The organism is Finegoldia magna ATCC 29328 (assembly GCF_000010185.1).
GTDB lineage: Bacteria > Bacillota > Clostridia > Tissierellales > Peptoniphilaceae > Finegoldia > Finegoldia magna_H.
Genome location: NC_010376.1, coordinates 1,414,503 through 1,428,770 on the forward strand (window position 1 = coordinate 1,414,503; position 14,268 = coordinate 1,428,770).

The following is a 14,268-nucleotide window of genomic DNA, read 5'->3' on the forward strand; positions in this document are numbered from 1 at the left end:
TTTATCCATTAATGGTTTTCAATTCTTTTACCATATCGAGTTTTGATATTTTTATTTTTTGAAGCAATTGAATAACCGCAAAAATTATTATGCTGTACAAAATCGCGAGCAAGTACATATGCACAGGAATTTTTGCTATGATGTACGCATCGAACTTCGACATCACTACTAATATGATAAGTTTAAATAATTTATCTATTAAAGGTATCATAATTAGCTGGAAGACAACCAGCATTACAAATACAATATTAACGTAAATACTCATTATCTCACCGTCATTGTATCCAAAGATTTTGAGATACGATATGTTGAGCTTGGACTTGTCGAGTATGATGTTGGAAATTATAAATGTGATTATCAGATAAAATCCAATTCCAATATAAAACAACATTTTAAAAACAACTCCGAAACTATCCAAAAAGTGAATCATAAATTTATCCATCTCGTCTCTGTTGATTTTTGTGATTAAATTAGAATTGGAAATGTGGAGTTTGCTGTTCGATTGATAAGCATTAAAATATCCACTATCTTTTTCGATAATTTTATTCAGCAATTCTCTCTTGGTGAATATCTGATACAAATTATTATCTTCGTCAACACCTTTTATCTTTAATTCTAGTGTTTTGCTGTTATAAGGCTCTGTGATTTTGATTTTGTCGTTTATTTTATGTTCAAATCTCTGCAAAAATCCCTTCGACACAACTACTTCATCTTTTTTTAATTGCGATAGGTTTTTGATTTTATAATTGGAATTGTCATCTACTCCATAAAACTGAACTTTTTTATTGTCATTATCCGTCAATTCAACGTCTAAAATTGTCGACTTGTCAGCTTTTACGTTTTTTTCTTCAGTTCGCACAAAATAAGTGTAGTTGTATTTCATCGTGTTTTTCATATTTTCAGAATACGACTCGAAAATAGGCTTGACTGACAAACCATATAACAGTATCATATTTGCTAGGAAAATGCCAAAAACAAGTGCGATAAGGTTGAATTTGTTGTCCAAGAACATTCTGAGTTTGAATTTGGTCATGATATTAAATTTTGTGAGTTTCACCTTGGATTTTCTTTTTTCTCTTTTGAAGGTTCCCCTTAAAAATTCCAATGGCGTAGCTTTCAATTTCATCGAAATAACCAACAAATTAATTGCCATATAAATTGTAAGAGGAATTATGCAAGTTATCAAAAACGACCTCAAACTTATAATCGGTTTGAATTTTGGCAAATCAAAACTTTGGTAGTACAAAAATACGTATTTTTTGTAAGCATAGGAATATGAAATTACATTCCCCACAACAGCCGAAAACAACGTCATAATTACAGGTGTTATCATATAATTTTTCAGTAATTCAGCCTTCGTGTATCCAGATGCTAACAGCGTTCCTATTACGGATGATTCCTTCTCTATCATACTTTTAATTTGAACGGCGCTGACAAAAGCAAGCGCTATGAACAAAATAACCATAAAAGTTGTCATTGTCGGAACGTCTCCGTCCATATCGTCCATTAAGTAAGTTATGCAGTGATTGTCGTATCTCGTAACTGCATCTATCACGACGTTTTTCTTCATAATAATCTTAATCAAATCTTTTAGCTTATCGTTGGCAGGTTTTTTTGTTAAGTTGTTTTTTGTGTGATAAGAATAAGTATATTTGATGGGGACATCTTTGAATAACTCAAATCCATCTTTATCTAACAGACAAGTGCCATAATATCCGGTGTCCATTACGAGGTCATCTCTATTTCTCAGAATTGATGAGTAATCCGGCAGTGAAACAATTCCCACGACTTTAAAATTTTTGTCGTTTAATTTTATCGAATCTTCCAGTTTTATTTTGTTGGCTCTTGCGTAATTTCCGGAAATAGCCACCTCATCTTTTCTTTCAGCAAGCCTTCCTTCTAAAATTTGAGCTATATTAATGTTTTTTCTGTTGATGAAAGCTTTGAGTTTTCTTTCATTTGTATGAGAAATCTCAACATTGAAATTTTCGTACAAATCTATATTTTCGTCTTCGAGTTTTCCTTTTGTAACATCATCAAGCGGATAAATCGTCGTAAATTGTCCATCTTCGACTTTCCCCTTGTTTATTTGCTCGTAATAAAGAGCCTTTGCTGAATCTTGTGAAGTGAAAAAAGATGACGAAAAAACAACAACAAAAACCATAGCTAAAATAATTGGCAAATATTTTGCAGGATTTTTCACAAGTTGCCTTGCTATCCTTTTGTTAATTGGATTTTTCATTACCAAGTCACCTCATTCGCAGAGATTTTTTCTCTATTTTCTTCGATTGATTTTATCGAGCCATTGTGAATAGACAATATCACATCGCACATTTTCGAAATTTGCGTGTTGTGCGTTGCGATTATTATAGTTGAGCCATAAAGTTTGTTGAGTTTTTCAATCAAAACCAAAACATCCTTTGCGCTCTCGTAATCCAATGCCCCAGTCGGCTCATCACAAATCAATAATTTTGGCCTTTTGATGATAGCCCTTCCTATTGATGTTCTTTGAGCTTGTCCTCCAGATATTTCGTTGGGGAATTTGTAAATATGCTCCTTTAATCCCAAATCGTCAATCAAACCATCTATATCTATCGGATTATTTGATAAATATTTTCCAACTTCAATATTTTCCAACACATTTAGATTGCTGACTAAGTTGTAGAATTGGAAAACGAATCCAACATAATTTCGCCTGTACTTTTCAAGTTCTTTTTTGCTGATGGATTCAAGTTTATTATCGAAAACATCTACCTCACCTTCATCTATAGTTTCAATTCCGCCGAGTATGTTCAATAAAGTGGATTTGCCCGAGCCAGATGGCCCCAAAACGCAAATTATTTGACCATCTTTTATTTCCAAATCAATTCCTTTAAGTACCTCAATAGATTCTTGACCAGAGCTGTAGCTCTTGTGTAAATTATTTACTTTTATCATTTCGTCCTCCTTTCAATATTGATTATCGTTATTGATATTATATCACTTTTTCACTTTAGCATATATAAAATTTTCGAATTTTTCGTTCATTCGTATAAATTGAATTATCAGATAGTTTCGTATTTTGTTTTATGTTTTGTAATAATTATTTTCAGTTGATTGGGTATTATATTTCTGATTTATGATATTATAAGTATGATAGCAAAAATTAAAAAATAAATTTTTGAATTAAAGGAGGGTTTTTATGCTTGAGTTTTTGAAAAAGGGAGTTTTTAGTGGAACTGATGAGTTTTTAGAGCAAAATAGTAAATTGATTTTGAAAACTTCAGAAAAAACATTCGACTCTCCCCTATTCGATATAGTTTTAGATGAGATAGACAAGATTTCAGAAGATGCTTTAAGAAATTACAAGGAAGTGAGATCTGGTAAGAAGACTTACTTTTTCTCGTTGGAATTTGTAGGCGAAAGTTTCATTCAAGCGACTTTTATTCCTGCTGCTGATGAGTGTGTCTATCATATTGAATATATGAAGGATATCGCTGACAGTTTGGTAAAGTGTGTCGATGATGTGAGTGTCGAAGATACGAAGGATTTGTTCAAAGATTTTTATAATAACAAGCCTTTGAGTGATGATTTTGATTGGGAAGATATGAATATTTAAGGAGGTTTTATGGCTAGATCGATTTTAATTTACAATATGCCTGAAAATATTAAAGAATTTTTGGTGATAGAATCTGAAAAGCACGATTTTGAAATAATTGAATGCGATGATTCTGATTTGCGCACTAAAATATCTGTGCTTTTAAAAGAAGAAGACGGTGACAAAATTGAATGTGTTGAAGAAGGTGTGAATATTAATTTTCTTATGATTAATAAATTCAACAATCAAATTTTGAATAGATTTTTGAAAGATATGCAACGTGAAGATGTCTACATTCCAAACAAATGTGTCACAACAGAACACAATATCAATTGGCCACTTAAGCAACTTCTTTTGGAAAACAAGGAAGAACACGAAGTGATGACGATTTACAAGGAGCTTGCTTCTCTTAGATCACAAGCTATTCGATTGTACAAAGAAAACGACGATGATGAACTTTATGAAACTATTACTGAAGTCACTGAATATATGCAACCAAAAGAATTTGAAAAAGATGAACTTATCAGAAGATTCAACCATTTAAAATCTGTTATAGAAAGAATTAGTTAGAAATAGCTAATTCTTTTTTTGACATTATATTTTCAGTGTGTTACAATTATCATACAGTATGATACATGAGGAGGTACTTATGATTACTTTTGAGAATGTGACAAAAAAATACGACAAGAAAATCGCTTTGGACAATTTGAATCTTACAATTAATAGCGGCGAAATATTCGGTCTTATCGGCCACAACGGAGCCGGTAAATCAACTACGATAAAATCCTTGGTTGGCGTTATCAAACCTGAAGAAGGAACTATCAAAATCGATGGCGTCGATGTAAGAGAAAATCCAATGGAAGCTAAGAAAAAAATCGGATATGTATCTGACAGTCCAGATATGTTTTTGAAGATGACTCCTTACGAATTTTGGAGATTTGTCGGAACGATTTATGAAATTGAAGAAAACAAATTCAACGCTACTTGCAAGATGCTTTCCGAAAAATTTGATTTGACAGAATTCTTCCAACCAATTGAGTCTTTTTCACATGGTATGAGACAAAAAGTTTTCGTAATAGCTGCTCTGTTATCTGATCCAGATGTGTGGGTATTGGACGAACCGTTGACAGGACTTGACCCACAAAGCTCTTACAATTTGAAGGAAATGATGAGAGAACACGCAAACAAAGGAAATACTGTTTTGTTCTCAACTCATATTTTGGAAATTGCAGAAAAACTTTGCGACAGAATCGGAATTTTACAAAAAGGAAAACTCATATTCTTGGGTACTGTTCAAGAATTAAAAGACTTGCATCCAAATCAATCCTTGGAAGAAATTTATCTTGAAATGATAAAATCACACGATGAGGTTCCAAATGAACAAAACTAAATTAAAAGAATTGATGAAAATCGACTTACTGAATATCAATCCTATGCTCACAGGTCAAATCAGACAGAAGACCAAGCCTGCGGATAATAAAAGTATTTACAAGAAAATTATCAGACAATATATAATGTCTGCTGTGATGATGATTGTAATTTACGGGCTTATGTTCGGACTTATATTCGATTACAGCAAGGCACCGAAGGCGTATGATTTGTTCGTGTTTTACTTGGTGATTTTGGGAACTTTGCAAAACTTTATCAGCGTATTCAATCTTTTTTATGAAAACAAGGATTCGTTGAAGATGTCCTATTTCCCAATTAGCCAGAAGGAAATGTTCATATCCAAGACTTTCTTGACAATGTTGAGTTCGCTGACAGTTTTAAGTCCGATATTATTGTTGTCTATAAAATTTTTCATTGATTTTAAATTCAATATATTCTTGGCGATTTTGTACGGAATTTTGAATTTCGTAGTTTTATTCGTTTTTACAATAATTTTGAATATCGTCGTTGCAGAACTTTTGGTGAGAACATCTGCATTGTACAAATTCAACACGCAAATAATGGTTGGGCTTAATATTTTTATTCAAGTCGTTGCCATTGTATTTGTAATTTTTATTCAAAATTCAAAAATCATGAAGAACGCCACAGGACTTGGCCCTATTTCAGGATTACTTCACAATCCAGTTTCAGCGATTATTTTCATCGCTATATTGGCAGTTGTTGAAGTGATTTTAGGAAAAGCGATTCTAGAATTTGCATCGAAGAACTTGTACGAACACATGAGCGACATTCAAAACAGGAAAAATTCTATTAGACGAACAAAAGTCGACAAAGAGCCTAGCAACATTGGCAAAGAAATGTTCAAATACAACAAAATGCTTTTGAGTGATGCTACAACTATCACATCTTGTATTTTATTCCCAGTAATGTTTCCAATAATAATGACATTTACTAACGTGACTAATATGAGAAGTGACATTGGGACAAGTATTTCCGATGTGCAATCACTTGCAGTAGCGCTTAGCATTTCATTTATGTACAGTGTGTTCATCGGGCTATTCCCTATGAATTTGCAATCGATAATAGTTTCATTGGACGGGCAAAACCACGATTATTTGATGAGTCTGCCAATGAGTAAGAAAACTTATTTGAATGAAAAAGTTAAATTCTCATTTATAATAATGGGAGTATTTTCTGCACTTGCAATATTAGGATTTTCCTTATTCTTCAGAGTAAAAATCCATTTCATAATACTTGCAATTGTGTTGAATTTAATATCGATATTCGTATTTTGCAGATTCAAAGTTGCAGGCGATTACAAACACAAATACGTGAATTGGTCTAGCATTTCAGATATTATGAACAGACAATCGAAGTTTGCTTATGTAATTAAAATGATGGGACTTACATTCTTGACAATAGCAATATTCTCTGCCGTAATGTTTAGCATACAATCAGTTCCAATTAAATGGATTCTTATGGGAATATCAATCCCATGGGCATTAATAGTAATAGGAATCGAACTTTACAACCAATTTGGTTTTTGGAGAAAAATAAAATAGACAAACTAAAATCATCCTCTTTTTAAATAGAGGATGATTTTTTAGTGTGTTGTTTTTAATTATTTTGGTTGAATGTAGTCTACTAAGAAAAGTTCTTCTGATCCATCACTTGTAACGCGTATAACAACATCTTTTTGTTCCTTATCGTTGTATTGTCTGGTTAATATGATGTCTCCTTTTTCAAAGCTGAAATTATATGGAAATGATTGATTGTAACCTGTTGTCGTGAAATCTTTGAAGTATTCCGTATCTTTAATTCGGTATAATTTTTCGTGAGGATATGGAGAGTACTTGTGACTTATAATTCCATAAAAATCCGCTTCAAATTCTCTTCCATTGTATGTGATTTTTTCTGTTGAGATTGGTTTGAGATTTTTACTTTTCAACAAATTAACTATGTGAATATTTTTAATTTTGTCTTGTAAATTTTTCATCATATGATCGTTAATATAACGTGTTCCATCTATATGTCCCAATCCAAAAAATCCAATAACATCTCTTTTTGTCTTGTTATATGTATCCATGAAGTTTTCTGCCATCATTTTGTCTCTGTACTCACTGGCTTTTAAGTCATCAACTTTTTCCTTATCATAGAAATTCTTGCCTTGTTCTACCGCTCTTTCAGTAAGTTCAATATCCTTTTTGTCGCCCTTTTCTTTTGCTAATTTTAGGTAATCCTTGCCAATGCTATCATAAGCATGTCCCACATCTACACCGTAGAATCTAATATCATTCATTTCTTTCTTAATAGTTTTATAAAATTCAATAGTGTAATCATAATCATAGTTTCCGTATTTTTTAAAAAAATCAAACATTTTGTTCAAATACTCATCATTATCTGATTTCATCCACAAATTAAGATATTGTGCACAATAATGAGGATACTCCAAAAAATAATTCCTGCCACCTTTTTTGTAGTAATCTCTCAAAATGTTTAACTCTTCATTATAAATAGGTTTTATATCGTGATCTTCTCCATACAAATACACTTCTCTTTTTCCAATGCTACATGAGCACAACATTAAAAGCATCATTACAATTGCAAATATTTTCTTTTTCATAAATTCCTCCTGCTAGCTTATAAATCCATTCTACCATAAAATAAAAATCTCCTCAGCAAATTTAATTACCAAAGAGATTTAAATTCATTATTAATGGTGTCTTATTATTTTTGCAGGCATTCCAACTGCTGTGCAATCACTTGGAACATCATGTAAAACAACTGCACCTGCTCCTATTTTCGCACGATCTCCAATTTTAATCGGCCCCAATACAGTCGCCCCAGTTCCAATTACGACATTATCACCTACAATTGGATGACGTTGGTGTTCTTTTTCGTTGCCAGTACCACTTAAGTATGTGCAGCAATGTAAATCTTGCTATATACAGATAAACTTCTCACAAAAAAAATGCCCCTATCACACGATAAGGGCATCTCTAATTTTATTGTTCTTTAATTATTTCTTCTGTAACATTTGAAGGAACTTCATCATATCTTACAAATTCCATTTCAAATTCTCCTCTTGCTTGAGTCATTGATCTCAAATCTATTGAGTATTCGAACAATTCTTTGTGAGGAGCTTCTGCGATTACTACTTGGTTACCGTCTTCGTCAGATTCCATTCCCAATATTTTACCACGGCGTTTGTTCATATCTCCCATTACATCTCCCATGTATTCTTCAGGGATTTTGATTGTAACTTTCATAATAGGTTCTAATAAAATTGGTTTTGCTTCTTCGATACCTTTTTTGAATGCGATTTGGGCTGCGATCTTGAATGCCATTTCGTTTGAATCTACTGGGTGATATTTTCCATCGTAAAGTATTGCCTTGACACCAACTACTGGATATCCTGCCAATGGTCCTTTTTCCAAGGATTCTTCCAAACCTTTTTCAACTGCTGGGAAGAAGTTCTTAGGAACGGCTCCACCGAATACTTCTTCTTCAAATACGAAGTTTTCTTCAGAATCTGTCAATGGTTCAAATCTAATGAATACATCCGCAAATTGTCCTGCACCACCAGATTGTTTTTTGTGTTTTCCTTCTACATCTGATTTGCCTTTGATAGTTTCACGATAAGCAATTCTCAATGGAACAACTTCTGTTTCTACTTGGTATTCATCTTTTAATCTGTCCATCATTACTTGAAGTTGAACATTACCACGTCCACCGATTAATAATTGCTTAGTTTCATTATTTCTTTCAGATACAAATGACAAATCTTCAGTTTGCAATTTGTTTAATGCACTTGAAATCTTATCGTCATCTGATTTTGATTTTGGTTGAATTGCAAAGAATAATGTTGCAGGTTTTAATTTCAAACGTTTGTAAACAGTTGGATCATTCTTATCAGAAATAGTATCTCCAGTTTCTGTTTCAACTAATTTGCTAATTGCACCGATATCACCTGCGTGAACTTCATCAGTCTTGATTTGTTCCTTACCACGTAAAAAGAACAAATCTCCAAGTTTTTCTTCAACTTCCTTGCTTGAATTATATATTAAAGTATCTTTCGTAATTTTACCTGAAATAACTTTGAAAATCGAAATCTTTCCAACAAAAGGATCCACAATTGTCTTAAATACAACTGCACTCATTGGTTCATCAACTGAGAACTTACGTTGTTTATCATCTGCATGTCTGAATCCGTATTTTGCTCTTTCGTCATCTGGTGTTGGCATGTATTTTTCGATGATTTCTAATAAAACATCAACACCAATTCCTGTAAGCGCACTTCCTGCGATAAGTGGTACGCAAGTACCTTCAAGTAATGCTGATACCAAAGCTTTTTTGAATTCTTCGTGTGTAAATTCTTCTCCGTTGAAATATTTTTCCATCAAATCGTCGTCTGTTTGAGCGACAACTTCACAAATTTCATCAAATACGACATTAACTTCATCCACTCTGTCTTCTGGAATAGGAACTTCTTTGAATTCGAAACCATTGTACTCGTATGCTTTTTTATCGATAACATCGATAACTCCCTTGAAGTCTTCACCTTCTCCAAGAGTCAATGTAAATGGAATAATGTTGTTTCCAAATTTAATGTGCAAATCACTCACGCATTTGTTGAAATTAGCGTGTTCTTTTTCCATTTTATTTACGAAAATAATTCTTGGAAGATCTATTGATTGAGTGTAGCGAAGAACTTTTTCTGTTCCTACTTCTATACCATTAACAGCATCGATAACTATAAGTGCTGCTTCGGATGCTCTTAGTGATTGATACACTTCTCTTTCGAAATCAAAATAGCCCGGAGTGTCTATGAAATTGATTTTTATGTCATTATGTTCGATTGGAATAACAGAGCTGGATATAGAAATACCCCTCTTCATTTCTTGCTTAGAATAGTCAGAAACTGTGTTTTTGTCCTCAACTTTTCCGACTCTGTTAATCACATTTGTTAAGTATAGGCATGCTTCAGTGAGTTGAGTTTTTCCACTTCCGCTATGCCCAACCAAGCTAAGATTTCTAATTTTGTTTGTTGGATAAGATTTCATAATTGTGCCTCCTATTATTTATAAGAAAACATTTGCATTTTTATTGCATAGTTTTATATGCAAATTGATAAGTAAATTTGCCACACAATATTAATAATATCGTTTGCAAAATGACCGCAATGTTTCTCTTATATTATTAAAATATATATACCCAAAAATCAAAAATCCTAACAATTTTGAAAAATATTATTAAATTTCAGAAAACTATTCCTAAAGTTTTTCGTTGTCTAAATACACAAAAAATTACAGGCAATTTTCATTGCCTGCAATTTATAAAAATGAGATAGATATGATTGCTTATTTTCCCCAAACTTTTTCAGCTATTTTTTTGATTAATTTTAGCTTTTCCCATTGTTGGTCAACTGTTAATATGTTTCCATTTTCGTTAGATGCGAATCCGCATTGTGGGCTTAGACACAATCTGTCAAGAGATATGAATTCAGATGCTTTGTGGATTCTAGCAATGACTTCATCTTCGTCTTCGAGTTCTCCTCTTTTTGAAGTGATAAGTCCGAGAACAACTTTTTTATCTTTCGAAACGTATCTTAATGGTTCAAATCCGCCGGATCTTTCATCGTCGTATTCAAGATAGAATGCATCTACGTTTTCTTGTGCAAATAAAATTTGTGCGATTTTATCGTATGCACCACTTGCTGCATAAGTTGATTCGTAATTTCCTCTGCAAACATGTGTTGTTATTGTCAAATCTTCTGGTCTGTCTTCAAGTGCTAAATTATTTATTCTCAAATATTTGTTAGCTTCATCATCTAATGAAACTGCTTCGCCGTATTTTCTGTTGATATAATCAGAATCTACTAACATTCCCCATGTACAATCGTCAAATTGTATATTTCTGCATCCTGCATCATACAAATCTTTGATAACTTGTTTGTAAGCTTTCGCAATATCTTGTTCCAACTTTTCGTAATCTGGATAGATTTCGTTAGTTATCTTTGCATTATCTTCTCTGAATAATTCTACAAGTAATTGTGCTGGTGCAGGTATTGTTTGTTTCGCAATTGTATTGTCATCTTCAAATTGTCTTACGAATTTGAAATGTTCTACAAATGGATGATTTTCTCCTGTGATTTTTCCTTCAACTTGTACAGATGTGTGATAAGTTTCCTTACCATGGAAGTAGTATCCATGGCTAAGTTCAACTCTTTTAATCCCATTAAGTCCCCAGAAGAAATCCAAATGCCAGCTTTTTCTTCTGAATTCTCCATCAGTTATTACGTGATAGCCCAATTCTTTTTGTTTTTTGATTAATTCTTTGATGCATTCATCTTCTATTTCTGTTAATTCTTTTTTTGTGATAATTTCTTTTTCGTATTCTGATCTTGCCTTTAATAATTTTTCATTTCTCAAGAAACTACCTACATAGTCATATCTAAATGGTACGTGTAAACTCATTTTCAATCTCCCCCTAATTATTCCTATTTTGCTGGAATTATTTCTCCATCAAATTTTTCTTCGATATATTTTCTAACTTCGTCTGATTCGAAAGCTTGTAATACTTTCTTGTAAGTTTCATTGTCTTTGTCTTCTTCTCTTGCAGCTATGATGTTTGCAAATGGGTTTCCTTCTGATTTTTCGATTGCAATAGCATCTTTCTTTGGTGATAATTTTGCTTCTAATGCAAAGTTTGAATTGATTACAGCAATTGCAGCGTCTTCGTATGCTCTTGGAATTGTTGCTGCTTCAACAGCTGTGAATTTCAAGTTTTTAGGATTTTCTGCAATGTCTTTTTCAGTAGCTTCTAATCCTGCATTTTCTTTTAATTTGATTACTTTGTTGTCTTCTAATATTTTTAATGCTCTGGCTCCATTTGTAGCATCGTTAGGAATTATAACTTCGTCTCCGTCTTTTAATTCATCTAAAGATTTGTATTTTTTAGAATATATTCCCATTGGTTCCAAGTGAACTGCTCCCAATGATACTAATTTTGTTCCTCTTTCCTTGTTGAAGTTATCCAAGTAAGGAATGTGTTGGTAAAAATTCAAGTCGATATCTTTTTCTTGAAGTGATGTGTTAGGTGTTACATAATCATCAAATTCTTTGATTTCCAAATCTATTCCTTCTTTTGCTAAGATTTCTTTTGCTTTTTCTGCTATTTCTTTGTGAGGTGCTGGAGATACTCCAATCACAACCTTTTTACTGTCTGTGCTTGTTTTTTGTCCGTCTTCTTTTTTGCTTTCTTTTTTAGCACATGATGTTAATACCAATGCTAATGCCAATACTACTAATAAAATTTTCTTTTTCATTTTTACCACTCCTATATGTTTTTTTTGTTTAATTTATTTGAAATTTTTGTACCTGATATTTGTACAATTTCAACCAAGATTATAATTACAACTACTGCCCACAATAATACTTCTGTGTTAAACCTGTCGTAGCCGTATCTTTTCGCCAAGGCTCCCAAGCCTCCTCCACCGATTGTTCCTGCCATTGCAGAATATCCAATCAATGTGATCATTAAGTTTGTTATTGCCAATACCAATTGTGGCAATGATTCTGGAATCAACACTCTTGTCAATATGTTAAAATTACTAGCTCCCATTGATTTGGATGCTTCAATGATTCCTCTATCCACATTCAAGAATTCTTGTTCGAATAATCTCGCCAAAAATGGAATTGCACCGACTGTCAATGGAACTATTGATGCTGATGTTCCTATTTTTGTTCCTACGATCAACTTCGAAAGTGGAAGTAATACAATCATCAATATGATGAATGGAAATGATCTTGTAATGTTAACTATTACATCCAACACCGCGTATAGTTTTGGTTTTGGATTAAGTCCAGATTGTCCAGTTGTATATAAAATAAGTGCCAATGGAAGGCCAAATAAAATTGTGAAAAACGTACTAACTAAAATCATGTACAATGTTTCGCCTGTGGCTTCTAATACCAAATGTAATAAATCATCCATTATTTAACCTCCTCTACTCTAATATCATTTTCTGTCAAAAAGTCTTTCGCTTTTTGAATATTTTCTTTTTCACCAATAAGTTCAACAACTGTGTATCCAACTCCTGTGGATTGAAGTTTGTTGATATTTCCAGATATAATACTGAAATCTATTCCAGAAATTCTCGCTGCTTGTGATAATAATGGTTTGTTGTAGGATTTCTTTGAGTAAGTTAATCTAACGACATCTCCCTTAAAATCGTCAGTTATTATCTCTTCTTCATCCTCTTCGATAAGTTTTCTTATGAAGTTTTTAGTAACATCTGTTTTTGGATTTTTGAATAATTCTTCTACAGAATTTTCTTCGATGATTTTTCCATTTTCCATCACTGCAATCCTATCACAGACATCTTTTGCAACTTCCATTTGATGAGTTATCATTATTATCGTCGTTTTGTATTTGTCTACTGATTTTCTCAATATCTCCAAAACTTGTTGAGTGTTTTGTGGATCAAGTGCGCTTGTAGATTCATCTGACAAAATCACCTTAGGATTTGTGGATAATGCTCTTGCAATCGCAACTCTTTGTTTTTGTCCACCGGATAATTGGCTAGGATAGCTTTTTGCTCTGTCTCTAAGTCCAATGAAATCCAATAATTCGTTAACTCTCTTTTCTATTTCATTTTTTGGAATGTTTTGAAGCTTCAATGGATAAGCAATGTTTTCGTAGACATTTTTTTGATTAAATAGATTAAAATGTTGGAAAATCATGCTGATTTCTTTTCTTGCTTCCAATAATTCCTTTTGCTTCAACGATGTTATGTCAACATCATCTATTATTACCTTTCCACTTGTCGGTTCTTCCAATCTATTTAAAAGTCTAACAAGTGTCGATTTGCCAGCTCCTGACAAACCAATTATTCCGTAAATTTCACCTCTATCAACTTTGAAACTTACATCATCAACTGCATTAAATTCTTTCTCACTTGTATTAAAAGTTTTCTTCAAATTTAATACTTCAATCATACTCTCACCTCATTTTTATAATAAAAAAAAGCCCTTATGTGACATTCATCACATAAGGGCGAATATATCCGCGTTACCACCTTATTTTTAAATACATATATACATATGCATTTTCTCATTATTCAGTACGTATTCATACCTAGCACAAGATATCGGATGCAACCGGAAAAGTTTAAAAGCAAATGCCGTTCGACTTTTCTAACTCCAAGACCATTTTCAACAACTATTCTTTATCTCATTCCACCAAACTGAGACTCTCTGTAAAAGCATTCATCGTTTACTCTTCTTATCAACGTTAATGTT

The 14,268-nt window shown here is 32.6% G+C and carries 12 protein-coding genes, 1 pseudogene and 1 other annotated feature; of the genes and pseudogenes, 4 read left to right on the plus strand and 9 right to left on the minus strand.

Features of this window, described 5'->3' with window-relative positions; translation table 11 throughout:
* Position 1: 1 nt before the first annotated feature.
* Positions 2-2,242, minus strand: coding sequence for an FtsX-like permease family protein (locus tag FMG_RS06840; protein ID WP_012290972.1), 2,241 nt, complete (start codon positions 2,240-2,242; stop codon positions 2-4).
* On the minus strand, positions 2,242-2,937 hold the full coding sequence (locus FMG_RS06845) for an ABC transporter ATP-binding protein (protein ID WP_012290973.1): 696 nt from the start codon (positions 2,935-2,937) through the stop codon (positions 2,242-2,244). The genes FMG_RS06840 and FMG_RS06845 overlap by 1 nt, the downstream gene beginning before the upstream one ends.
* Positions 2,938-3,181: 244 nt before the next feature.
* Here FMG_RS06845 and FMG_RS06850 point away from each other — a divergent pair, with 244 nt between their 5' ends.
* The 4 genes from FMG_RS06850 to FMG_RS06865 all read left to right on the plus strand — a co-directional run bounded on the left by FMG_RS06850 (position 3,182) and on the right by FMG_RS06865 (position 6,528).
* Positions 3,182-3,598, plus strand: coding sequence for a hypothetical protein (locus FMG_RS06850; protein WP_012290974.1), 417 nt, complete (start codon positions 3,182-3,184; stop codon positions 3,596-3,598).
* A 9-nt stretch (positions 3,599-3,607) separates the two neighbouring features.
* Complete coding sequence (locus FMG_RS06855; protein ID WP_012290975.1) at positions 3,608-4,147, plus strand: DUF3783 domain-containing protein; 540 nt, start codon at positions 3,608-3,610, stop codon at positions 4,145-4,147.
* Between the two features lie 79 nt (positions 4,148-4,226).
* A complete protein-coding gene (locus FMG_RS06860; protein ID WP_002837317.1) occupies positions 4,227-4,967 on the plus strand; it encodes an ABC transporter ATP-binding protein in 741 nt (246 codons plus the stop codon).
* Positions 4,954-6,528 (plus strand): hypothetical protein, encoded by a 1,575-nt coding sequence (locus FMG_RS06865; RefSeq protein ID WP_041250612.1) that lies wholly within the window; start codon positions 4,954-4,956, stop codon positions 6,526-6,528. Before FMG_RS06860 ends, FMG_RS06865 begins: the two co-directional genes overlap by 14 nt.
* Positions 6,529-6,587: 59 nt before the next feature.
* On the opposite strand, the gene FMG_RS06870 is transcribed toward FMG_RS06865, so the two are convergent.
* The 7 genes and pseudogenes from FMG_RS06870 to FMG_RS06900 all read right to left on the minus strand — a co-directional run bounded on the left by FMG_RS06870 (position 6,588) and on the right by FMG_RS06900 (position 13,965).
* Entirely contained in the window at positions 6,588-7,589 is a 1,002-nt protein-coding gene (locus tag FMG_RS06870; RefSeq protein WP_012290977.1) for a hypothetical protein, read from the minus strand.
* A 90-nt stretch (positions 7,590-7,679) separates the two neighbouring features.
* Positions 7,680-7,883 (minus strand): annotated as a pseudogene (locus FMG_RS06875) (serine O-acetyltransferase); the annotation flags it as partial.
* Between the two features lie 88 nt (positions 7,884-7,971).
* Positions 7,972-10,029: an elongation factor G gene (fusA, locus tag FMG_RS06880; protein WP_012290978.1), complete on the minus strand. Its 2,058-nt coding sequence runs from the start codon at positions 10,027-10,029 to the stop codon at positions 7,972-7,974.
* A gap of 297 nt (positions 10,030-10,326) precedes the next feature.
* Positions 10,327-11,442 carry a 5-methyltetrahydropteroyltriglutamate--homocysteine S-methyltransferase gene (locus FMG_RS06885; RefSeq protein ID WP_012290979.1) on the minus strand — a complete coding sequence of 372 codons (1,116 nt, stop codon included), beginning with the start codon at positions 11,440-11,442 and terminating at the stop codon, positions 10,327-10,329.
* 23 nt (positions 11,443-11,465) lie between these two features.
* Positions 11,466-12,293 (minus strand): MetQ/NlpA family ABC transporter substrate-binding protein, encoded by an 828-nt coding sequence (locus FMG_RS06890; protein WP_012290980.1) that lies wholly within the window; start codon positions 12,291-12,293, stop codon positions 11,466-11,468.
* Between the two features lie 11 nt (positions 12,294-12,304).
* Positions 12,305-12,961, minus strand: coding sequence for a methionine ABC transporter permease (locus FMG_RS06895; protein WP_002837139.1), 657 nt, complete (start codon positions 12,959-12,961; stop codon positions 12,305-12,307).
* Entirely contained in the window at positions 12,961-13,965 is a 1,005-nt protein-coding gene (locus tag FMG_RS06900) for a methionine ABC transporter ATP-binding protein (RefSeq protein ID WP_002840091.1), read from the minus strand. Before FMG_RS06900 ends, FMG_RS06895 begins: the two co-directional genes overlap by 1 nt.
* Positions 13,966-14,016: 51 nt before the next feature.
* Positions 14,017-14,267 (minus strand) — a binding site (T-box leader).
* Position 14,268: the final 1 nt, after the last annotated feature.